Here is a 19,896-nt window from a genome sequence, read left to right on the forward strand (position 1 = left end):
GCTATTCGTGCAGCGCTACAACGCGGATGCCTCGCCTTTCCAGTGGGTGGCTACGGCGGACTCGATCTTGAAGAAGGTCGAGAAAATCGCGAAGCGTATTTCTGCGACAGGACACTAGACGATCGCCTTGCGCATCGAAACTGTCTGGTGCCGCAGACAGCGGACGCATCGGCTGGCGCGGCTCGCCCGGCCCCCCGTGCACCGGCGGCTCGCCGTCGTCCGACGACGGCCCCTTGGCGATGATGCGCAGCCCGTAGGCCGTGCCAACGCCGAAGACCACAAAGTACACCAGCACGAACAAGGCCAAAGTGAAGCCGACCTGCGATGCCGAATGCTGCGGTGACGCGGCATCCGCCGTGCGCATCAGGCCCTGAATGATCCAAGGCTGGCGCCCGATCTCCGTGGTGTACCAGCCGGCGAGGATGGCGACCAGGCCTGCAGGTGAAAGTGCAACCGCACAGCGCAGGAACCCGCGCTGCGCAAAGAGACGCTGATGTCGCCTGAGCCACAGGCCCCAGAAGGCCAGCGCAATCATCAGCAAGCCCAGGCCGACCATGACGCGGAACGTCCAGAACACGATGGTCGCGTTGGGCCGGTCTTGCGGCGCGAAATCCTTGAGCGCGGGGATCTTTCCATCCCAACTGTGGGTCAGCAGCAAGCTGCCGGCGCGTGGAATTTCAATGGCGTACCGCGTGACTTCGGCCGCCATGTCCGGCAGGCCGAAGAGGATCAAGGGGACGCCTTCGCCTTCTGCGCCATGTTCCCAGTGCCCCTCGATCGCGGCCAGCTTGGCCGGTTGATATTCGAGTGTGTTCAAGCCATGTTGATCGCCGATGACCGCTTGAATGGGGGCGGCTGCCAGGAGCATCCAGAGGGCCATCGACAACATGGTGCGATTGCGTGTGTTGTCGCGGCCTCGCAGCAAATGCCACGCGCCCGCGCCGGCGACCATCAGGGCCGTTGCGATGTAGGAGGCTACCACCGTGTGCGCCAATCGGTAGGGGAAGGACGGATTGAAGATCACACGCATCCAATCCACCGGCACCACGCGGCCATCGATGATTTCATGGCCTTGCGGTGTGTGCATCCAGCTGTTGGATGCCAGGATCCAGGTGGCAGAGATGAGCGTTCCCAACGCAACAGCCAGCGTGGCGACGAAGTGCAGCCTGGGCCCGACTCTGTCGCGGCCGAACAGCATCACGCCGAGAAAGCCGGCCTCCAGAAAGAACGCGGTCAGCACTTCGTAGGCGAGAAGCGGGCCGGTGACGCCGCCCGCGAATCGAGAGAAGTTGCTCCAGTTGGTGCCGAACTGGTAGGCCATGACCAGCCCTGATACGACCCCCATGCCAAAGGCAACTGCGAACACCTTGATCCAGAACTGGTAGAGGTCGATGTACGCCTTGCGGCCAGTGCGCAACCACAGACCCTCCAGAACGGCGAGGTAGCTTGCAAGTCCGATCGTCAGTGCTGGGAAGACGATGTGGAATGAGATCGTGAAGCCGAACTGAATGCGGGCAAGTAACAGGGAGTCCATCGTTGTTGTTCTGGTGTGTGAGCCGATAGCGGCGTGTGCTGTGCATTCAATCGCAATGCAGCATCTTTGAAAATTGGACACTTCGTCCGTGGCCCTGCAGCCGCAGATGCGGCGCAGGAAAAACCGGCGCGCCGCTCCAATGGCGACACGGCCGGGCGGTGCTGGCGCGTCAACTTGCTGCCCGCCTAGATCGACACATGTGCCCCTGGCAGGGTCGCCGCTCGCTCCAGCGACCACAGCGTCGCCAGCATGTCCTTTGCGCGTGCAGCGCCGATCACCGGTCCCGACAGCTCCAGAAATTTGTTCTCCAGCTCCGCATCCGACAGCGGCAGTTCCGGGTCGCCCTTGCGGTCGGGTTGCAGATGCACCAGCTTCGCGCCGCTGCGCAGGGTGATCTCCACGCGGGCTGCCCGGCGCCCGGGGAAGGCCGCGTCGATTTCGGGGTCCACGCGCACGTCGATGCGCGTCATGAGGTCGCGCACGCGCACATCGCCCAGCTGCGCCGGCTCGTAGGCCGCCAGCCGCACGCTGCCGTGCGTCAGCGCCGTGGCCACCACGTAGCGCAGGCTGAAGCGGGCCTCGTTGGCGGTGGCCGGCTTCTCGTAGCAGGCGATGTCCAGCGCGGGCTTGTACGTGTCCACCTGCACGTGGGCGATGTCGTCGGCCTGCAGGCCGTGCTGCTCGCGCAGCGCCAGCGCGCCATCGATGGCCGCGAAGGTGTGGCCGCAGCCGATGTGGTTCTTGAAAGTCAGCCGCGTGATGTGGAAGTCGCGGCCCAGCGTGGCGCCGGCCTGCGACCAGTCCGGCCCGTCGCTCATGGCCTGGCCCAGGCCGGCCGCGCCGTCCAGCACGTCGAGCGAGCCGGTCACGCCGCGTGCGGCCATCTGTGCGGCGAACAAGCCGGCCTCGGCCGCGCGGCCGGCGTGCAAGGGCTTGGACATGGAGTCCATGCGGAAGGCCTGCTGCAGCCCGGCGGCGAATGTGGCCGCGGTGGCCAGCGCATGGGCGAAGGGCTGGGCGCCCAGTTGCAGCACACCGCCGGCTGCCGCCGCCGCGCCGAAGGTGCCCACCGTGCCGGTGTTGTGCCAGTACTGGTAGTGCGGCCGGCCCATCACCACGCCGATGCGGGTGGACACCTCGTAGCCCAGCACCAGCGCGCGCAGGAAATCCAGCCCGCTGGCGCCCGCATCCTGGCTGGCGGCCAGGGCTGCGGCGATGGTGGCCGCGCCGGGGTGGTACATCGCGTCGCGAAAGCTGTCGTCCACCTCGGCCGCGTGGGCGGCCGTGCCGTTGTACAGCGCAGCGGCGCGGGCCGTGGCGCAGCGGCCGTTGCCCAGGCGCGCGCGGCCGTGGTCCAGGTCTTCGGCCAGCACCTGCTCCAGCTGCGCCAGCGGGTTGGCCGCGAGGCCGGGGAACAACGATGCGTACCAGTCGATCACGGCGCGCTTGGCGTGGTGGATCACCTCGCCCTGCAGCGCGGTGTGGTGGTAGTCCTGGGCGTATTGGCCGAACACTTCGGTGGCGTACATGGTGGGGTCTCCTTCAGGGGGTGCTGGGTGCGGCCAGCGAGTGCGCCAGCCAGTCGGCCAGCAGGGCGTTGATGGTGGGTGCGGCCTCGTACTGCACCCAATGGCCGGCGCCGGGAACGATGGCGGTGCGGCTGCGGGGATGGCAGGCGGCCAGCGCCGGGGCCAGCTGCTCCGGCGTGGCGGTCACGTCGTGCGCGCCCCAGGCCAGCAGCAGGGCCTGGGCCGCTTGCGGCAGCAGCGGCTGCAGGCCGCCAGCGCGCGAGATGGGCTTGCTGCGAAAGCGGGTGCGCAGGCAGGCGTCGGTGTGGATCTGCAGGGCCAGCGCGTCGGCACTGGCTTCGGCGTGCAGCATGTGGGCCAGCAGGTTGTGCCGCATGGCCTTCTGCAGCGCTGCGGCGTCGCCCGACTGCGCGGCGGCGCGCCAGCTCACCAGCTCCGCTCTGGGGCGTCGTGGCCCGCCGTGGCCGCCCGGCCCCAGCAGGGCCAGCCGGTCGACGTGGCCGCGCGGGGCGGCCAGGTGGGCCGCCACCAGGCCGCCGAACGAGAAGCCGGTCAGGTCGATCGCGGTGCTGCTGCCCAGCAGCGTGTCCAGGCTGCCGCTCAGGCGTTGCACCAGGGCGGCCAGCGTGGACTCGGCCGTGGCGTCGGAGTCGCCGTAGCCCGGCATGTCGGGCACGCAGACCCTGCGGTGTACGGCCAGCGCCTCGATGTTGCGCGCCCAATGCAGCCAGCTGCCGTGGCCACCGTGCAGCAGCACCAGCGGCCGGCCTTCGCCCAGCACATGCCAGACGACGCGGCCGCCGTGGCTGTCCACCACGTGACGCTGCGCCAGCCGTTCGAGCGCGGCGGTCACGCAGCCCGCTTCGCCTTCGGCTGCGGGGCGGGCGAGCTGCGGCCCGGCCGGGCGGGCGCTCATTCCATCTTGATGGACTGGGCCTTGATCACCTGGCGCCATTTGGCTTCCTCCGCCCGCACGATGCGGGTTGTTTCCTGCGGGGAGTCCAACGTCAGCGCCAGCCCTTCGGCTGCGGCGCGGCGCTGGAAGCTGTCGGTCTGGGCGGCGCGCCGCAGGGCGGCGTGCACTTGCTCGACGATGGCCGGCGGTGTCGCACCGGGTACGAACACGCCGTACCAGACATCGGCCTCATAGCCCTTGATACCGGCCTCGGCGAAGGTCGGCACATCGGGCAGCAGGGGCGAGCGCTTGGCACTCGTCACGGCCAACGCGCGCAGCTTGCCACCTGCGAGCATCGGCGCCACGCTGGGCAGCGTGCCGAAGGCCAGGTCGAGCTGCCCGGCGATCACGTCGTTGATCACCGGCGCTGCGCCGCGATACGGCACGTGGGTCACGAACAGCTTGGCCGTGCTCTTGAGCAGCTCGGCCGCCAGGTGGGTCGAGGTGCCGTTGCCGGCCGATCCATAGGCCATCTGGCCGGGCCGGGCGCGTGCCTGGGCCACGAAGTCTGCAGCCGATTTGAGCGGGCTGTCGGCGCGCACCACGGCCACGTTGGGCGCGCGGCCCAGCAGCATGACGGCTGCGAATGCGGTCTCGGCCGGGTAGGGTAGCTTGGGGTGCAGGCTGGGCACGATGGCGATCGCGCTGGTGTTCAGCAGCAGCGTGTGGCCGTCGGGCGGGCTCTTGGCCGCCGCGTCGTTGCCGATCACGGTGCCGGCGCCGGATTTGTTGTCCACGATCACGGGTTGGCCGAGATCGCGCGTCAACGCATCACCCAGCGCACGTGCCATGGCGTCGGTGCCGCCGCCGGCCGGGAAGGGCACGATCAGGCGGATGGGTTTGCTGGGGAAGGTCTGCGCGGCAACGGGCGCGGCAGCCTGGCAAGCCAGGCCGGCGAACAAGGCGCCGAGCAGGGCGCTGCGGCGGGATGTGGCGGTGCGGTTCATACCCGCTCCAGCACCACGGCAATGCCCTGGCCCACGCCGATGCACATGGTGGCCAGCGCATAGCGCCCGCCGCTGGCGTGCAATTGGTTCACGGCCGTGGTGGCCAGCCGTGCGCCGGAGGCGCCCAGCGGGTGGCCCAGTGCGATGGCGCCGCCATTGGGGTTGACGCGGGCGTCGTCGTCCGCCAGGCCCAGGTCGCGCAGCACGGCCAGGCCCTGCGCCGCGAAGGCTTCGTTGAGTTCGATCACGTCCAGCTGCGCCAGCGTCAGGCCGGCAAGTGCCAGCACCTTGCGCGTGGCGGGTGCCGGGCCCATGCCCATGATGCGCGGCGGCACGCCGGCCGTGGCCATGGCGACCACGCGGGCGCGCGGCGTGAGGCCGTGGCGCGTGGCGCTTGCCTCGTCGGCCAGCAGCAGCGCGCAGGCGCCATCGTTGACGCCGGATGCGTTGCCTGCTGTCACCGTGCCGTCGGGCCGCACCACGCCCTTGAGTTTGGCCAGCGCCTCCAGGCTGGTCTCGCGCGGATGCTCGTCGCGCGCCACCACCAGCGGGTCGCCCTTCTTCTGCGGCACGGTGACGGGCACGATCTCCGCGTCGAAGAAGCCGCGCTGCTGCGCCGCCACCGCCTTGCGCTGCGAGGCCAGGGCCATGCGGTCCTGGTCGGCGCGCGAGATGCTGAACTCGGTGGCCACGTTCTCGGCCGTCTCGGGCATGCTGTCCACGCCGTGCAAGGCCTTCATCTTCGGGTTGACGAGGCGCCAGCCGATGGTGGTGTCCTCGATCTTCGCCGCGCGCGAGAACGCGCTGTCGGCCTTGCCCATCACGAAGGGCGCGCGGCTCATGCTCTCCACGCCGCCGGCCAGCATCAGGCTGGCTTCACCCGACTTGATGGCGCGCGCGGCCGTGCCCAGCGCGTCCAGGCCCGAGCCGCACAGCCGGTTGACGGTGCCGCCCGGCAGGCCCACGGGCAGGCCGGCCAGCAGCGCCGACATGCGGGCCACGTTGCGGTTGTCCTCGCCTGCCTGGTTGGCGCAGCCGTAAATGATGTCCGCCACGGCCTCCCAGTCCAGGTTCGGATGGCGGGCCATCAGGGCTTTGAGCGGCACGGCGCCCAGGTCGTCGGCGCGCACCGACGACAGGCTGCCGCCGTAGCGGCCGAAGGGGGTGCGCACGGCGTCGCAGATGAAGGCGTGTCGGGTCATGTTGTCTCCAGGTTCAGGTGGCGGTAGGCGGTGCACCCACGGTGCTGTCCAGGAACAGGCGCAGCACGCGGTTGAAGCGCTCTGGCTGCTCGATGCAGGTCATGTGCGCCGCGTCGGCGATCACGGCCAGGGTGGACTGGGGCAGGTGGCGGTGCAGCTCCAGCGCCGCAGCCAACGGCGTGCCGATGTCGTGCTCGCCCACGATCACCAGCGCCGGGCATGCGATGCGGTGCAGTTCTTCGGTGGTGTGCACGGAGGCGATGGCCGCGCAGGCGCCCGTCCAGCCCTCGACGCTGGTGGAGGCGATCACCTGCGCCACCGCCGCCACGGCATCGGGTTCGCTGGCGCGAAAGCTGGCCGTGAACCAGCGGCCAATCGCCGGCTGCACCAAGGGCGCGATGCCTTGCTCACGGGCGACGCGGATGCGCTCGTCCCACACCGACTGCGGCGTGGCGCCGTGCTGGCTGGTGGTGTCGGCCAGCACCAGGGCCTGCACGCGCTGCGGGTACTGCAGCGCAAAGGTCTGGCCGATCATGCCGCCCATCGAGAAGCCGACCCAGGTGGCCGCATCGATGCCCAGATGGTCCATCAGTTGCGCCGCATCGTCGGCCAGTTGCGCCAGCGTGTAGGGCGCAGTGCCCGCGCCGCTGCGCCCGTGGCCGCGCGTGTCGTAGCGCAGCACACGGTAGCGGCCGGTAAGAGCCGGCATCTGCCGGTCCCACATGGAGACGTCGCAACCCAGCGAATGGGACAGCACGAGCCAGGGCCCCTGCGTGCCGTCAACGGTGTAGTGGATGGCCGGCGCGCCGGCGCGTTCGAACATGGGCATGGTGTCGCTCAAGTGGGGGTGATCTGGGCGGCCTTGGCGATGCGCGCGTATTTGGCGACCTCGGCCTCGATCAGCTTGCCGAACTCGGCCGGTGTGCTGGCCGCGACCGTCACGCCCATGGTGTTCAGCTGCGCTTTCACCTGCGGCAGCCGCAGGATGGCGGTGATGTCCTTGTGCAGTTGCGCCACCACGGGCGCCGGGGTCTTGGCGGACACCAGCAGGCCGTACCAGAAGCTCCACTCGTAGCCAGACACGCCGGCCTCGGCCACGGTGGGCACGTCGGGCATCTCGGCGATGCGCCGGGGGCTGGTGGCCGCCAGTGCGCGCACCCGGCCGTCCTTCACCATGCCGACCGCCGAGATGTAGGGCGCGATGTGGAACTGCACGCGGCCGGCAATGGTCTCCGTCATGGCTTCGCTCACGCTCTTGTACGGAATGTTCACGGCCTCGATGCCCGCCTGCTGGCAGAACAGCGCAGCGGCGAAGTGCGAACTGCTGCCCACACCTGCCGACGAGTAGCTGACGGAGCCGGGCTTGGCCTTGGCCTGCGCCACCAGCTCGGCGAGGGTCTTGGCGGGCAGGTCCTTGGGCACCACCACCAGGGCCGGGCTGTCGCCGATCAGCGTGACGGGGGCGAAGTCGCGCAGCGTGTCGTAGCCCGGGTTGCGGAACACGGCCGGTGCCGTCGCATGCGCCGGCGACACGCTGAGCAGGGTGCTGCCGTCGGCCGGCGCGGCCAGCACGGCCCGCGCCGCCAGCGTGCCGCCTACGCCGGTCTTGTTCTCGACCATGGCGGGCAGCTTCCAGCGCTCGGACAGCGTCGCTGCGATCAGGCGCGCTGCGGCGTCCGGTACGCCACCGGCGCCGAAGCCGACGATGAAGCGGTAGCTGGCCAGGGCCGGCGCCGGCAGATCGCCGGCTGCAACGGCCTGTGCCCAAGTGGGGGCGGCGGCGCAGGCGGCGCCCGCGGGCAGCCACCGCAGCAGCGCGCGGCGGGACAGATCATGGGGTGAGGGAATTGGCATCTGGTGGTCTCCTTGTCTGTTGTGTTCTTCGCCACCGCGTGCGGCGGCGAATGGGGTCATCAGGCCAGCACGACCACGCCGTCGGCCGCGCGCACGCCTTGTCCCTGGGGCAGCACGAACACCGGGTTGATCTCCGCCTCCACCAGCCGCTCGCCCAGCTGTGCCGTCATCTGCGAGAAGGCCACGATGGCCGTGACCAGCGCCTCGACATCGGCCTTGGGCCGGCTGCGAAAGCCGTCCAGCAGCGGCCAGGTCTTGAGCTCCTGCGCCATGGCCAGTGCATCGGCGCGCGACAGGCCACCTTCGGGCGGCAGCAGGCGCATGGTGGTGTCCTTGAACAGCTCGGCCGTCACGCCCCCCATGCCCAGCAGGATGGCCGTGCCCAGCGCGTCGCGGTGCATGCCCAGGATCAGCTCGGTGCCGCCGCCCACCATCTCCTGCACCAGGAAGCGCTTGGGCTGCACACCGGCCTTGCTTTCGACTTCGGCCGCCATCGCCGTCAAACGCGCACCGACGTTGTCGGCCGTCAGGCCCACGGCCACGCCGCCCACGTCGCTCTTGTGCGTGATCTCGGCCGACAGGATCTTCAGCACCACGCGGCCGCCCAGTTCGCGCGCTGCGGCTTCGGCCTCTGCCGGCGTGGCGACGATGCGCTCGCCCGCACAGGGCACGCCGAAGCGCGTGAAGAGTTGCTTGGCCTGGTACTCGTCGAGCGAGCCCGATGGCAAGTCATCGACTGCGACATGCGCAGCGGGCGCGCTGGCCTCAACCTGGGGCTGCAGGTGTGCGACCTGGAACATCGCGCGCAGCGCCGCCGTGCAGCTCTCGGCCGCCGGGAAGGCCGGCACGCCGCGCTGCGTCAGCAGGGCGCCGACCTCGGGCGCGTGCGGGCTCACATAGGCGATGACCGGCTTGTCGGAATTCGGCAGGCAGTCCTGGATGGCGCTGGCCAGCAGTTCGGGCATGGCCAGACTCGACGAGCCCACGATGATGGTCAGCGCGTCGTAGCTGTCGCTCTTGAGCAGCACGTTGATGGCGCCGCGCAGCAGCGCGGGTTGCAGGCCGGCCAGCGTCACGTCGATGGGGTTGCGGTCCAGCACGGCGTGGTCGCCGGTCTGCAGCGCGCGCAGGGCCTCGGCCGTGGCGGCGTCGGGCGCCGGCGTGTCGAAGCCGGCCATGCCGAGATCGTCGGACACCAGGGTGCCGGCGCCGCCGGTGGAGGTGAGGATGGCGACGCGCTTGCCGTGCAGCCTGCGGCCGGTGGCCAGCGCGGCCGGGATGTCCAGCAGCTCGCCGAAGGTCTGCGCGCGGATCACGCCGACCTGCTGGAACAGCGCGTCGTACATGCGGTCGGCGCCGGCCAGCGCGCCGGTGTGCGACACGGCCGCCTTGGCACCGGCTTCGGAGCGGCCGATCTTGAACGCCACCACCGGCTTGCCGTTGCGCGCGGCCTTCAGGCAGGCGCTGCGGAACTTGGCCGGGTCGCGCACGGTTTCCACATACAGCGCGATGACCTTGGTGGCGTCGTCGTCGGCCAGGTGGTCGATGAAGTCGGCCAATTCCAGGTCCACTTCATTGCTGGTGGAGATCAGCTTGGACAGGCCCACGCCGCGCGCTGCGGCACGCGACAGCAGGGCACCCAGGATGCCGCCGCTCTGCGACACCACGCCGATGCCGCCCACGGGGAAGTGCTCCATCTCCAGCGCACCGGTGGCCGACAGCACGATGTTGTCGGTCAGGTTCACCAGGCCAATGGTGTTGGGGCCGAGGATGCGCATGCTGCCTGCAGCTTCGATCAGCTGCTTCTGGCGGCGCGCGCCGTCTTCGCCGGTCTCGGTGTAGCCGCTGGCCAGCACGATGGCGGCGGCGCAGCCACGCGCTGCCAGGTCGCGCACCGCCAGGTGGGCACGCTCGGCGCCCAGCAGCACGATGCCCACATCCGGCACGCCCGGCAGCGAGGCGATGTCGGGGTAGCAGGTCAGCTCGCCGATGCGGTCGACCTTGGGGTTCACGGGGTAGATGTCGCCCGCAAAGCCGTGCTTGACGAGGTAGGACACGGGGCGGCCTGCCGTCTTGCCGGCGTCTGCAGAGGCGCCGATGACGGCGACGCTGCGTGGTTGCAGCAGGCGGGCGATGGGGTTCATGGTGGTCATGGCGATCACTCCTTGGCGGCCGTGGTGGTGGCCGACTTGGCCAGGAAAGCTTCCACCGAGGCGCGGTGCTCGCTGCTGGTGTAGCAAATGCCCTGGGCCTGGCTGCCCTGGGCGAACACGTCGTGCGACGACAGCTCGAAGCTCTGGTTCAGGATGGTCTTGGTCAGTGCCAGTGCGGTGGCCGAGCCCTTGCCCAGCTCGGCGGCCCAGGCCTGCGCGTCCGCCAGCAGCGTCTCGCCGCTGGTCTTGCGGTCGACGATGCCGAGCGAGAGGGCTTCGTCCACCTTCACCGCGCGGCCGGTGAAGATCAACTCCTTGGCCTTGGGCAAACCCACGCGGCGCGGCAGGAAGTACATGCCGCCGCCATCGGGAATGATGGCCCGGTGGATGTACGACCAGGTGAAGCTGGCCCACTCGCTGGCGATGATGAAGTCGCAGGCCAGCGCGGTGTCGGCGCCCAGGCCCGAGGCCGCGCCGTTGACGGCGGCGATCACCGGCTTGGGCATGGTGTGCAGCAGGGCCTGCACATGGTGCACGCGCTGCTGGCGGTGCCAGCCGTTGAAGCCCACGTCGCCAGCCGGCGCGTTCATGCGCTTTTGCATGCCGCTGATGTCGCCACCGGCGCAAAAGCCCTTGCCGGCGCCGGTCAGCACCAGGGCCTTGATGGTCTTGTCGGCGGCCACGCGCTCCAGCGCGTCGGCGAACTCGGTGCGCATGTCGTCGCTCATGGCGTTGCGCTTGTCGGGGCGGTTCAGGGTGAGCGTGGCGATGCCGTCTTGCACCTGCAGGGTGATGAGCTCGTAGGTCATGTGGGTCTCCTGGTGTTGAGGGGTTAGAGCTTTCAAGCGCTTAGTCGGCCTTGATGCCGTTTTCCTTGACGATGCGGGCCCAGCGGGTTTCCTCGCTGCGCACATAGGCATCGAGCTCGGCCGGGTCGCCGGCGCTGATGTTCAGGCCCTCCTGCTCGACCTTGCGCGTGAAGTCCGGTGCGCGTGCGGCCTTGCGGGCGGCGGCGTTCAGGCGGGCGATCACGTCCTTGGGCGTACTGGCCGGGGCGTACAGGCCGTACCAGCTCTCCACCGCGTAGCCGGGCACCGTTTCGGCGATCGTGGGGATGCCCTTGAACGCGGTCGAAGGCTGGGCGCTGGTGACCGCGATGGCGCGCAGCTGGCCACGGTCCACGAACGGCGCGACGGCGGCCGCGGTGCCGAAGAACATGTCGACCTGGCCGCCCATCAGATCCGTCATCGCCGGGCCGGCGCCACGGTAGGGGATGTGGGTCGTCTTCACCTTGGCCAGGTTGTCGAACATCTCGCCGGCCAGGTGGGCCGAGGTGCCGGCCCCTTGCGAGGCATAGGTCAGCTTGCCAGGGCTGGCCTTGGCGGCGGCCAGCACGTCGGCCATGGTCTTGAAGGGGCTGGCCGGGCGCACCACCAACACGTTGGGGCCACGGCCGACCAGCATCACCGGGGCAAAAGCCTTGGCGTTGTCGAACGGCAGCTTGGGTTGCAGGCTGGGGTTGACGGCATGCGCGAAGCTGGCCATGACCACGGTGTAGCCATCGGGCTGCGCCTTGGCCACCGCGTCGGTGCCGATGATGGTGCCGGCGCCGGGCTTGTTCTCGATGACCACCGGCTGGCCCAGGTCCTTGGACATCTCCTGGCCCAGCGTGCGGGCGATCAGGTCGGTGCCGCCGCCTGGCGAGAACGGCACGACGATGCGCACCGGCTTGCTCGGGAAGGTGTCGGCGCAGGCGATGCCGGCGGCGAGCAGGCCGCCGATGACGAGGGATTGGGCAAAGCAGCGGACGGGCTGGAAGGGCAGGTGGCGCATGTGGATGTCTCCATGTCGGTTGGGGCGCGGATGGCCGGGGCGGTGGCGGTGTCTGCGTGTGATCACCGTGCCCTGAGCTTAAGAACATCGACCGCGAAAGTAACCTGCCAAATTCCACTGAGTGGAACGTCTCAAGGTTGGATGGATGCGTTGAGATCCCTGATACTGCGGCTCCGGGCCGGTGCCTTCAGCGCCTGCCGGACCCCTCATGAACGCCCCACACACCCCGCACGCCCCATTGCCCAACGACAAGCCGGGCCAGTCGCCGGCCAACCGCTCGCTGGAGCGCGGCATCGAGCTGCTGCGCGCTTTCCGGCCTGGCTCCGAACTGCTGGGCAACGGCGAGCTGGCCGAGCGCACGGGCTTGTCCAAGTCCACCGTGAGCCGGTTGACGCAGACGCTGGTCGGCACGGGTGTGCTGCAGTTGGACACGGCGCGCAGGGCCTACCGCCTGGCACCGGCCGTGCTGAGCCTGGCGCATGCGATGCGGGCCGGCTCCAGAGTGCTGAGCGTCGCCGCACCCTTGATGCGCGCGTTGGCCGAGAGCAAGCGCATCAACGTGGGCCTGGCCGCGCCCGATCGTGACGAGATGGTCTACCTGGAATCCATCCGCTATGCGCGGCGCGTGGCCCTGCGCCACGTGGTGTCGGGGCAGCGCGTCCCCATGGAGCTGACATCGCTGGGCCGGGCCTACCTCGCCGTCGCGCCAGAGCCCAGACGCAGCATGCTGATGAAGATCTTTCGCGCCCGCAGAGGGCGTGCCTGGGGCGAGGTGGCGCTCGCGATCGACGAGGCGCGCACCAGCATCCAGCGCGACGGGTTCTGCGCGGCGTCGTGGCAGCCGGAAGTGGTGGCGCTGGCATCGCCCTTGTGGGTGGACGGCGCGATCCACGTGGTGAATGTGAGCCTGTCGTCATCCGACCCCATGCCCGGCGTAGTGGAGCAGCTGGCGCCCTGCCTGTTGGGCCTGATGGTGGAGGTGCGCGCCGGGTTGGAAAGAAGCGCGCCGATGTAGCGCTGGGGCCTGTGCCTGTGGTCTCTAGCGTGGTGGATCGACCCTTGCCTAGAATCCCGGGCAATGCCGCCACCCCCGCCCGCACCGCCCGCCCTGGACCGCCTCGACGCGGCGGTGCGCTCGGCCGGGGTCGGCGTCTGGCTGAACCCGCTGCCGCTGGGCGAGCTGGTCTGGAACGACAACACCAAGGCGCATTTCCACCTGCCGCCGCATGCGCGGCCGACCGTCGACCTGTTCTTCGAGCGCCTGCACGATGACGACCGCGAACGCGTGCGCGCGTCGGTCGCCAGGGCGATCGAGCAGGGCGCGCCATTCGACGAGGTCTACCGCACGGTGGGCCCGGCCGGCGAGCTGAAGTGGATCCACGCGGTCGGCAAGGCCGTGTTCGGTGCAGACGGGCTGCCCACCCAGTTCGATGGCATCACGCTGGACATCTCCGCCGATGTCGCCGCCCAGCAGCAGCAGCGCGTGTTTGCCGATGCCACACCCGCCATGTTGTGGGCGACCGAGGCCACTGGCGTGTGCATTTTCCTGTCGCGCGGCTGGACGCTGTTCACCGGCCAGCCCGAGGCGGCGGGCCTGGGCTTGGGCTGGCTGGAGATGGTGCATCCGCAGGACCGGGAGCCAGCGCGCGAGGCCTTTCAACAGGCGATGGCCGCGCAGCGCCCGTTCTCGCTGGAGCACCGTGTGCACCGGCCCGATGGCCGCTGGACTTGGGTCATCGACGCCGGCCAGCCGCGCCTGGGGCCGGCTGGCGAGTTCCTGGGCTTTGCCGGCGCGGTGACCGACATCCACGACCGGCGCCTGGCCGAGGAGGCGCTGCGCGAGTCGAGCCAGCGCTACAGGCGGCTGCTGGCGTCCATCGACCAGGGCTTCTGCGTGGTCGAGGTCCTGCTGGACACGCAGGGCGTGCCGGTGGACTACCGCTTCATCGAGACCAACCAGGTGTTCGAACGCCAGACCGGGCTGGCGCAACCGGCTGGCCGCACCGCGCGCGAGCTGGTGCCCACGCTGGAGGAGTTCTGGTTCCAGACCTACGGCCGCGTGGCGCTGACGCAGCAGCCGGTGCGCTTCACGCATGGCTCGGACGCGATGGGGCGCTGGTTCGACGTGTACGCCTCGCCCATCGGTGAGCCGGCCGGCCTGCAGGTGGCCATCCTGTTCCAGGACATCAGCGAGCGCAAACGCGACCAGGCCGCGCTGCTGGAGGCGGCGCGCCGCAAGGACGAGTTCCTGGCCACGCTGGCGCACGAGCTGCGCAATCCGCTGGCGCCGATCCGCAGTGCGGCCGAGCTGCTGCGCCGCGGCGGGCAGGACGAGGCGCAGCAGCGGCGCCATGCCGGCGTGATCGGGCGACAGGTGACGCACCTGGCGCGCATGATCGACGACCTGATGGACGTCAGCCGCATGACGCGCGGCAAGCTCGAACTGCGCATGGCGCCGCTGGTGCTGCAGGACGTGGTGCGCGCCGCCGTGGAGAACGCCCAGGCCCTGCTGGACGAGGGTGCCCACGCGCTGGACGTGCAGATGCCCGAGGCGCCGGTGCGTGTGGAGGGGGACGAAGTGCGGCTGGTGCAGGTGCTGCTGAACCTGCTCAGCAACGCGGCCCGCTATTCCGCTGCCGGCACTGGCGTCGAGGTCTCGCTGGTGTGCGAGGCCGGGCAGGCCGTGGTGGCGGTGCAGGACCAGGGCATCGGCATCAGCACTGATCAGCAAGCGCGCGTGTTCGACCTGTTCTACCAGGGCGCTGACGCGGCGGGATACGTCAGCGGTGGCCTGGGCATCGGCCTGTCACTGGTGCAGCGGCTGACGGAGCTGCACGGCGGCACGGTGCACATGCACAGCGCCGGCCGGGGCCTGGGCAGCCGGTTCTCCGTGCGGCTGCCGCTGGCCGCGCATGCGGTCCCCGTCGCCGCGTTGCCGGCGGCGGGCCTTCAGCCCGTGGCCGGCGCCCGCGTGCTGGTCGTGGACGACAACCGCGACGCGGCCGACCTGTTGGCCGAGGTGCTGCGCATGACGGGCTACGTGGTCGACACCGCCTACGACGGCGTGCAGGGTCTGGCCGAGGCCGAGGCCAGCCGGCCCGACGTGGTGGTGCTCGACCTGGGCATGCCGCAGCTCAACGGCTATGACGCCTGCCGCGCGCTGCGCGCCACCGATTGGGGCCGCGGCATGAAGGTGCTGGCGCTGTCCGGCTGGGGCCAGCCGGCCGACCGAGAGCGCACGCGCGAGGTCGGCTTCGACCAGCATTTGGTCAAACCCGTGGACCCCGACGCGCTGATCCAGGCGATCGAGCAGGCGCTGGCGGGCAGCCCGGGCGCCGCTGCGCAGTAGGCGGTCATCAGACTGCCGGCTGGCACACGAATCACTGTGTAACGTGCCGGCCCGATCGCGCCAGCGTGGCGGGCCGCGCGGAGCGCCATCCCCATGATGCATGACGCCAGGCGGCCGACCTGTGTCCACAATGCTCGGTGCCGTGCGGGGCTACCGCAGAACTTGCCCTTTGACCATGACCACCGCTCTCTACCCTCCAGTCGCACCGTTCCATGGGTCCTGGATGCGCACCATCTTGCTGCTCCTCGTTGTGGGGCTCTTGGCCGGTTTGCCCGCACACGCCCAGTTCGGCGTGCCATGGCAGCGCAGCCCTGGCATGGTGGTGATCGCGTCGTCACCTGCCGACACCCGGCTGGAACTTGTGGACCAAGCCATTGCCTACTGGAACGAGCAGCTGCAGGAAGTCGGCTCTGCCTTCCGACTGGGCAAAGCGGAACGCTTGATCCAACCGCCGCCGGACGCCGCACTCCAGGAGCAATATCGCATGCTTCTTGACCGGACCGCGCGCGCCTCGAACGTTCCACAGGTGCTGAGGGAATTGCCCGGTGATCTGCGGATCATCCTGGGCGACGCGCCGTTCGTCTCCCACGCGGGCCCTTTCGACGAGAGGGGAAAGCGCGCTGTGGGCATTCGGTCGGCGAACGTGCCGCCCCTCAGCCTGCCGAACGTCGCGGTCAACCTCATTGCCCATGAAATCGGCCATGCCATCGGAATGCCACACAACGCCGACCCCACGGCACTGATGTGCGGCCGCCCCGCAGAGTGCCGGCCGAACATTTACCACTCGCCCACTCCCCGGATGTTCCCCCTGCTTGCCGATGAGCGCACGATGCTCCTGCGCCTGTATCCAGCCGATTGGCGTCCGGTGGGCGAGTAGGCTGCTGCAGCTTGGATCGCGTCACGCGCGGCGAGTCTGAAGCCCGCCGCGCCGCAGGCACTTTGCAACTGGACATTCAGCCCGAACTCGGGCACAAGGCGAAACTGTCCAAAATCCAGAAGGAACTGTCATGAAACTCGAACTCGCGCAGACGACGCTGCTAACCCTTGCAGCGCTGGCGCTCGCCGGCCCCGCAGCCGCGCAGGAGCAGGTCATCAAGATCGGCCACAGCGGCCCGATGTCCGGCCCCAATGCCTATGCCGGCAAGGACAACGAGAACGGCGTGCGCCTGGCCACCGAAGACCTCAATGCCAAGAAGATCGTGGTCGGCGGCAAGACGCTGAAGTTCGAGGTCGCCTCCGAAGACGACCAGTGCGACCCCAAGCAGGGCGTGAGCGTGGCGCAGAAGATGGTGGACAGCAACATCAAGTACGTCATGGGGCCGTATTGCTCGGGCGTGGCGATCCCGGCCTCGCGCATCTACGACAGCGGCGACGTCGTGCTGTCCACGGTGGGCACCAACCCCAAGGTGACGCAGGGCGGGTTCAAGAACCTGTTCCGCATCATCGCCAGCGACAACCAGATCGGCTCCAGCATGGCCGTCTATGCCGCGCAGGTGCTCAAGGTCAAGAAGGTCGGCGTGATCGACGACCGCACAGCGTTTGGCCAGGGGGTGGCCGACGAGTTCGTCAAGGAGGCGACCAAGCAGGGCCTGACCATCGTCGGCAAAGAGTTCACGACCGACAAGGCCACCGATTTCTCCGCCATCCTGACCAACCTCAAAGGCAAGCAGCCCGAGGCCATCTTCTACGGCGGCTATGCGCCACAGGCCGCGCCTATGGCGCAGCAGATGAAGCGCCTGGCCTTCAACGCCAAGCTGCTGGGCGGCGACACGCTGTGCAGCCCCGAGATGGGCAAGATCGGCGGCGATGCGGTGAACGACACCGTGTTCTGCGCGCAGGCCGGCGCCATGGCCAAGGAAGGCAGCCCGGCGGCCGCCTTCAAGGCCAAGTACAAGGCCCGCTTCAAGCAGGACCCGGACGCTTACGCCGCCGCCTACTACGACCAGGTCATGCTGATCGGCGACGCGATGCAGAAGGCCGGGTCGACCGATTCGCTCAAGGTCAGCGAACAGATCCACAAGGCCAGCTACCAGGGCGTGGCCGCAACCTATGCGTACGACGCGATGGGCAACATGCAGAAGGCGCCGGTGACGGTCTCGACCTTCAAGAACGCCACGCTGTCGCCACTGGCCAGCTACTGAAAGCATGCAGACTCGACACGCAACGCATTTCGGCAAGGGCGCGCCTGGGTGCCTTCGGCCGACCGGGTGAAGCCGATGCAGCGCATCCAGGTCATCGATTCCCACACCGGCGGTGAGCCCACGCGGCTGGTCGTCGCCGGCTTTCCAGATCTGGGCAGCGGCAGCATGGCCGAGCGGCGTGCGCGGCTGGCGGCCGAGCACGACGCCTGGCGCGCCGCCACCGTGCTGGAGCCGCGCGGCAGCGACGTGGTGGTGGGCGCACTGCTGTGCACGCCTGTCGCGGCGGACGCTGCCTGCGGCGTGATCTTCTTCAACAACACCGGTTACCTCGGCATGTGCGGTCACGGCACCATCGGCCTGGTCGCGACGCTGGCCTACATGGGGCGTATCGGGGCCGGCACGCACCGCATCGAGACGCCGGTGGGCACGGTGCAGGCCACGCTGCACGAGGACGGCGCCGTCAGCGTGCGCAACCTGCCGGCCTACCGCTTGCACCGGCAGGTGGCGCTCGACGTGCCGGGCCACGGCCGCGTGTGGGGCGATGTGGCCTGGGGCGGCAATTGGTTCTTCCTGATCGGCGAGCACGGCCAGCGCGTGGACAGTGCGAACCTGGCGGCGCTGACGGCCTACACCGGCGCCGTGCGCAGGGCACTGGCCGCGCAGGGCGTGACCGGTGCCGACGGCGCCGAGATCGACCACATCGAGCTGTTTGCCGACGACTCCGTGGCCGACAGCCGCAACTTCGTGTTGTGCCCCGGCAATGCGTATGACCGCTCGCCGTGTGGCACCGGCACCAGCGCCAAGATCGCCTGCCTGGCGGCCGACGGCAAGCTGGCGCCCGGCGAGATCTGGCGCCAGGCCAGCGTGATCGGCAGCCAGTTCGAGGCCAGCTACGAGCCGGGCGAGGGCGGCCAGGTCATCCCCACCATCCGCGGCCGCGCGCACATGAGCGCCGAGGCCACGCTGCTGATCGAACCGGGCGACCCGTTCGGCTGGGGCATCCGTCTCTGATGGGGATGGATGCGGACGTGCTGGTGGTCGGCGCCGGCATCGTCGGCGCCGCCTGTGGCGAGGCGCTGGCCGATGCCGGGCTGGACGTGCTGGTGCTGGACGACCGGCGCGGTGGCGCCACCGGCGCCGGCATGGGCCACCTGGTCGTGATGGACGACAACCCGGCCGAGCTGGCGCTCAGCGCGGCCTCGCTGCACCTGTGGCGCGCGCTGGCGCCGCAACTCTCCACGGCCTGCGACTTCCACCCCTGCGGCACGCTGTGGATCGCCGCCGACGATGCCGAGGCGGCCGAGGCCGGGCGCAAGCGGGATCGCTTGCAGGCGGCAGGCATCGACAGCGTCTGGCTGGGCTCTGCAGCGATGCGGGCGGCCGAGCCCGCACTGCGGCCCGGGCTGGCCGGCGCCCTGCAAGTGGCCAGCGATGGCGTGGTCTACGCCCCGGCCGCGGCCGAGTGGCTGCTGGCCCGGCACGGGCGCCGCGTGCGGGTGCAGCGCGCGCGCGTACAGGCCATCGAACATGGCGGCTCCGTGCGCCTGGCTGATGGTGGCCGGCGCAGCGCGGCCCGCGTGGTGCTGGCCTGCGGGCTGGACGCTGCGGCCCTGTGCCCCGGGCTGCCGCTGCGCCCGAAGAAGGGCCACCTGCTGATCACCGACCGCTACCCCGGCGCCGTGCACCACCAGCTTGTGGAGTTGGGTTATGTCACCAGCGCGCACCACAGCGAAGGTGATTCGGTCGCCTTCAATGTGCAGCCGCGGCCGACGGGGCAGTTGCTCGTCGGCTCGTCGCGCCAGTTCGACACCACCGACCCGGCCGTGGAGCCGGCCATGCTGGCGCGCATGCTGCGGCGTGCGCTGCACTACCTGCCGGCGCTGGAGCACTTGAGCGCGATCCGCAGCTGGACGGGCTTTCGCGCCGCCACGCCGGACGGTCTGCCGCTGATCGGCCCCCACCCAGACTGGCCGGGGCTGGTGCTGGCGCTGGGGCACGAGGGCTTGGGCGTGACCACGGCGCCGGCCACCGGCCAACTGGTCGCGGCACTGTTGACGGGGGGCGAGCCCTGTGTCGACCCTTCGCCCTATCTGCCCGCGCGTGCGAGGCTGGCGCCATGAGGCCAGGGCTGCAGATGCAGATCGACGGCCGGCCGGTGCAGGTGCCGGCGGGCATCACCGTGGCGGCTGCTCTGCGCCATGCGGGCGATGGGGTGACGCGGCTGTCCGTGCAGGGTGCGCCGCGGGCGCCGGTGTGTGGCATGGGCGTGTGCCAGGAATGCCGGGTGCAGGTCGACCAGCGCCGCGTGCTGGCCTGCCAGACGCTGTGTGCCGATGGCATGGTGGTGGAGACGGGCAGGGCGGCAGCTGTTGACGCAGGCTTCGAGGGGGTTGGCAGTG

17 protein-coding genes and 1 pseudogene are annotated in these 19,896 nt (G+C 69.9%); 8 read left to right on the forward strand and 10 right to left on the reverse strand.

Annotation, left to right across the window (positions count from 1 at the left end; all coding sequences use genetic code 11):
* Position 1: 1 nt before the first annotated feature.
* From AC099J_RS28895 to AC099J_RS28940, 10 genes are all read right to left on the reverse strand, one after another.
* On the reverse strand, positions 2-1,534 hold the full coding sequence (locus tag AC099J_RS28895; RefSeq protein WP_479618769.1) for a cytochrome ubiquinol oxidase subunit I: 1,533 nt from the start codon (positions 1,532-1,534) through the stop codon (positions 2-4).
* A gap of 185 nt (positions 1,535-1,719) precedes the next feature.
* On the reverse strand, positions 1,720-3,063 hold the full coding sequence (locus AC099J_RS28900; protein ID WP_479618770.1) for an MmgE/PrpD family protein: 1,344 nt from the start codon (positions 3,061-3,063) through the stop codon (positions 1,720-1,722).
* 13 nt (positions 3,064-3,076) lie between these two features.
* Positions 3,077-3,979, reverse strand: coding sequence for an alpha/beta fold hydrolase (locus AC099J_RS28905; RefSeq protein ID WP_479618771.1), 903 nt, complete (start codon positions 3,977-3,979; stop codon positions 3,077-3,079).
* Complete coding sequence (locus AC099J_RS28910; protein ID WP_479618772.1) at positions 3,976-4,965, reverse strand: tripartite tricarboxylate transporter substrate binding protein; 990 nt, start codon at positions 4,963-4,965, stop codon at positions 3,976-3,978. Before AC099J_RS28910 ends, AC099J_RS28905 begins: the two co-directional genes overlap by 4 nt.
* The gene (gene pcaF / locus AC099J_RS28915; protein WP_479618773.1) at positions 4,962-6,167 is read right to left on the reverse strand and encodes a 3-oxoadipyl-CoA thiolase; all 1,206 of its coding nucleotides are present in this window, start codon (positions 6,165-6,167) and stop codon (positions 4,962-4,964) included. Before pcaF ends, AC099J_RS28910 begins: the two co-directional genes overlap by 4 nt.
* A gap of 13 nt (positions 6,168-6,180) precedes the next feature.
* Positions 6,181-6,996: a 3-oxoadipate enol-lactonase gene (gene pcaD, locus AC099J_RS28920; protein WP_479618774.1), complete on the reverse strand. Its 816-nt coding sequence runs from the start codon at positions 6,994-6,996 to the stop codon at positions 6,181-6,183.
* Positions 6,997-7,004: 8 nt separating this feature from the next.
* Positions 7,005-8,021: a tripartite tricarboxylate transporter substrate binding protein gene (locus tag AC099J_RS28925; RefSeq protein WP_479618775.1), complete on the reverse strand. Its 1,017-nt coding sequence runs from the start codon at positions 8,019-8,021 to the stop codon at positions 7,005-7,007.
* 59 nt (positions 8,022-8,080) lie between these two features.
* The gene (locus AC099J_RS28930) at positions 8,081-10,174 is read right to left on the reverse strand and encodes an acetate--CoA ligase family protein (RefSeq protein ID WP_479618776.1); all 2,094 of its coding nucleotides are present in this window, start codon (positions 10,172-10,174) and stop codon (positions 8,081-8,083) included.
* A gap of 5 nt (positions 10,175-10,179) precedes the next feature.
* Entirely contained in the window at positions 10,180-10,983 is an 804-nt protein-coding gene (locus AC099J_RS28935) for an enoyl-CoA hydratase/isomerase family protein (RefSeq protein WP_479618777.1), read from the reverse strand.
* A gap of 40 nt (positions 10,984-11,023) precedes the next feature.
* Complete coding sequence (locus AC099J_RS28940) at positions 11,024-12,007, reverse strand: tripartite tricarboxylate transporter substrate binding protein (protein ID WP_479618778.1); 984 nt, start codon at positions 12,005-12,007, stop codon at positions 11,024-11,026.
* Positions 12,008-12,215: 208 nt separating this feature from the next.
* On the opposite strand from AC099J_RS28940, the gene AC099J_RS28945 reads away from it, so the two are divergent.
* The 8 genes and pseudogenes from AC099J_RS28945 to AC099J_RS28980 all read left to right on the forward strand — a co-directional run.
* Complete coding sequence (locus AC099J_RS28945; protein ID WP_479618779.1) at positions 12,216-13,022, forward strand: IclR family transcriptional regulator; 807 nt, start codon at positions 12,216-12,218, stop codon at positions 13,020-13,022.
* 63 nt (positions 13,023-13,085) lie between these two features.
* The gene (locus tag AC099J_RS28950) at positions 13,086-15,356 is read left to right on the forward strand and encodes a hybrid sensor histidine kinase/response regulator (protein WP_479618780.1); all 2,271 of its coding nucleotides are present in this window, start codon (positions 13,086-13,088) and stop codon (positions 15,354-15,356) included.
* 223 nt (positions 15,357-15,579) lie between these two features.
* Positions 15,580-16,233, forward strand: a complete 654-nt coding sequence (locus tag AC099J_RS28955; protein WP_479618781.1) for a hypothetical protein — start codon at positions 15,580-15,582, stop codon at positions 16,231-16,233.
* 11 nt (positions 16,234-16,244) lie between these two features.
* On the forward strand, positions 16,245-16,367 hold the full coding sequence (locus AC099J_RS28960; protein WP_479618782.1) for a hypothetical protein: 123 nt from the start codon (positions 16,245-16,247) through the stop codon (positions 16,365-16,367).
* Positions 16,364-17,497 carry a branched-chain amino acid ABC transporter substrate-binding protein gene (locus AC099J_RS28965; protein WP_479618783.1) on the forward strand — a complete coding sequence of 378 codons (1,134 nt, stop codon included), beginning with the start codon at positions 16,364-16,366 and terminating at the stop codon, positions 17,495-17,497. Before AC099J_RS28960 ends, AC099J_RS28965 begins: the two co-directional genes overlap by 4 nt.
* Positions 17,498-17,572: 75 nt before the next feature.
* On the forward strand, positions 17,573-18,508 hold the full coding sequence (locus tag AC099J_RS28970) for a 4-hydroxyproline epimerase (protein WP_479618784.1): 936 nt from the start codon (positions 17,573-17,575) through the stop codon (positions 18,506-18,508).
* A gap of 5 nt (positions 18,509-18,513) precedes the next feature.
* Positions 18,514-19,617, forward strand: coding sequence for an NAD(P)/FAD-dependent oxidoreductase (locus AC099J_RS28975; protein WP_479618785.1), 1,104 nt, complete (start codon positions 18,514-18,516; stop codon positions 19,615-19,617).
* Positions 19,618-19,631: 14 nt separating this feature from the next.
* Positions 19,632-19,841: pseudogene (locus AC099J_RS28980) on the forward strand ((2Fe-2S)-binding protein); the annotation flags it as partial.
* Positions 19,842-19,896 lie beyond the last annotated feature (55 nt).

This window comes from Rhodoferax sp. RT4P68 (genome assembly GCF_056521305.1).

What these genes read in the sequence shown, in the direction of transcription:
- AC099J_RS28970 (WP_479618784.1), top strand. Translation starts at nt 17,573, where the DNA reads ATGCAGCGCATCCAGGTCATCGATTCCCACACCGGCGGTGAGCCCACG.
- AC099J_RS28905 (WP_479618771.1), bottom strand. Translation starts at nt 3,979, where the DNA reads ATGAGCGCCCGCCCGGCCGGGCCGCAGCTCGCCCGCCCCGCAGCCGAA.
- pcaD (WP_479618774.1), bottom strand. Translation starts at nt 6,996, where the DNA reads ATGCCCATGTTCGAACGCGCCGGCGCGCCGGCCATCCACTACACCGTT.
- AC099J_RS28940 (WP_479618778.1), bottom strand. Translation starts at nt 12,007, where the DNA reads ATGCGCCACCTGCCCTTCCAGCCCGTCCGCTGCTTTGCCCAATCCCTC.
- AC099J_RS28955 (WP_479618781.1), top strand. Translation starts at nt 15,580, where the DNA reads ATGCGCACCATCTTGCTGCTCCTCGTTGTGGGGCTCTTGGCCGGTTTG.
- AC099J_RS28965 (WP_479618783.1), top strand. Translation starts at nt 16,364, where the DNA reads ATGAAACTCGAACTCGCGCAGACGACGCTGCTAACCCTTGCAGCGCTG.
- AC099J_RS28895 (WP_479618769.1), bottom strand. Translation starts at nt 1,534, where the DNA reads ATGGACTCCCTGTTACTTGCCCGCATTCAGTTCGGCTTCACGATCTCA.
- AC099J_RS28950 (WP_479618780.1), top strand. Translation starts at nt 13,086, where the DNA reads ATGCCGCCACCCCCGCCCGCACCGCCCGCCCTGGACCGCCTCGACGCG.
- AC099J_RS28975 (WP_479618785.1), top strand. Translation starts at nt 18,514, where the DNA reads ATGGATGCGGACGTGCTGGTGGTCGGCGCCGGCATCGTCGGCGCCGCC.
- AC099J_RS28935 (WP_479618777.1), bottom strand. Translation starts at nt 10,983, where the DNA reads ATGACCTACGAGCTCATCACCCTGCAGGTGCAAGACGGCATCGCCACG.
- AC099J_RS28930 (WP_479618776.1), bottom strand. Translation starts at nt 10,174, where the DNA reads ATGACCACCATGAACCCCATCGCCCGCCTGCTGCAACCACGCAGCGTC.
- AC099J_RS28945 (WP_479618779.1), top strand. Translation starts at nt 12,216, where the DNA reads ATGAACGCCCCACACACCCCGCACGCCCCATTGCCCAACGACAAGCCG.
- pcaF (WP_479618773.1), bottom strand. Translation starts at nt 6,167, where the DNA reads ATGACCCGACACGCCTTCATCTGCGACGCCGTGCGCACCCCCTTCGGC.
- AC099J_RS28925 (WP_479618775.1), bottom strand. Translation starts at nt 8,021, where the DNA reads ATGCCAATTCCCTCACCCCATGATCTGTCCCGCCGCGCGCTGCTGCGG.
- AC099J_RS28900 (WP_479618770.1), bottom strand. Translation starts at nt 3,063, where the DNA reads ATGTACGCCACCGAAGTGTTCGGCCAATACGCCCAGGACTACCACCAC.
- AC099J_RS28910 (WP_479618772.1), bottom strand. Translation starts at nt 4,965, where the DNA reads ATGAACCGCACCGCCACATCCCGCCGCAGCGCCCTGCTCGGCGCCTTG.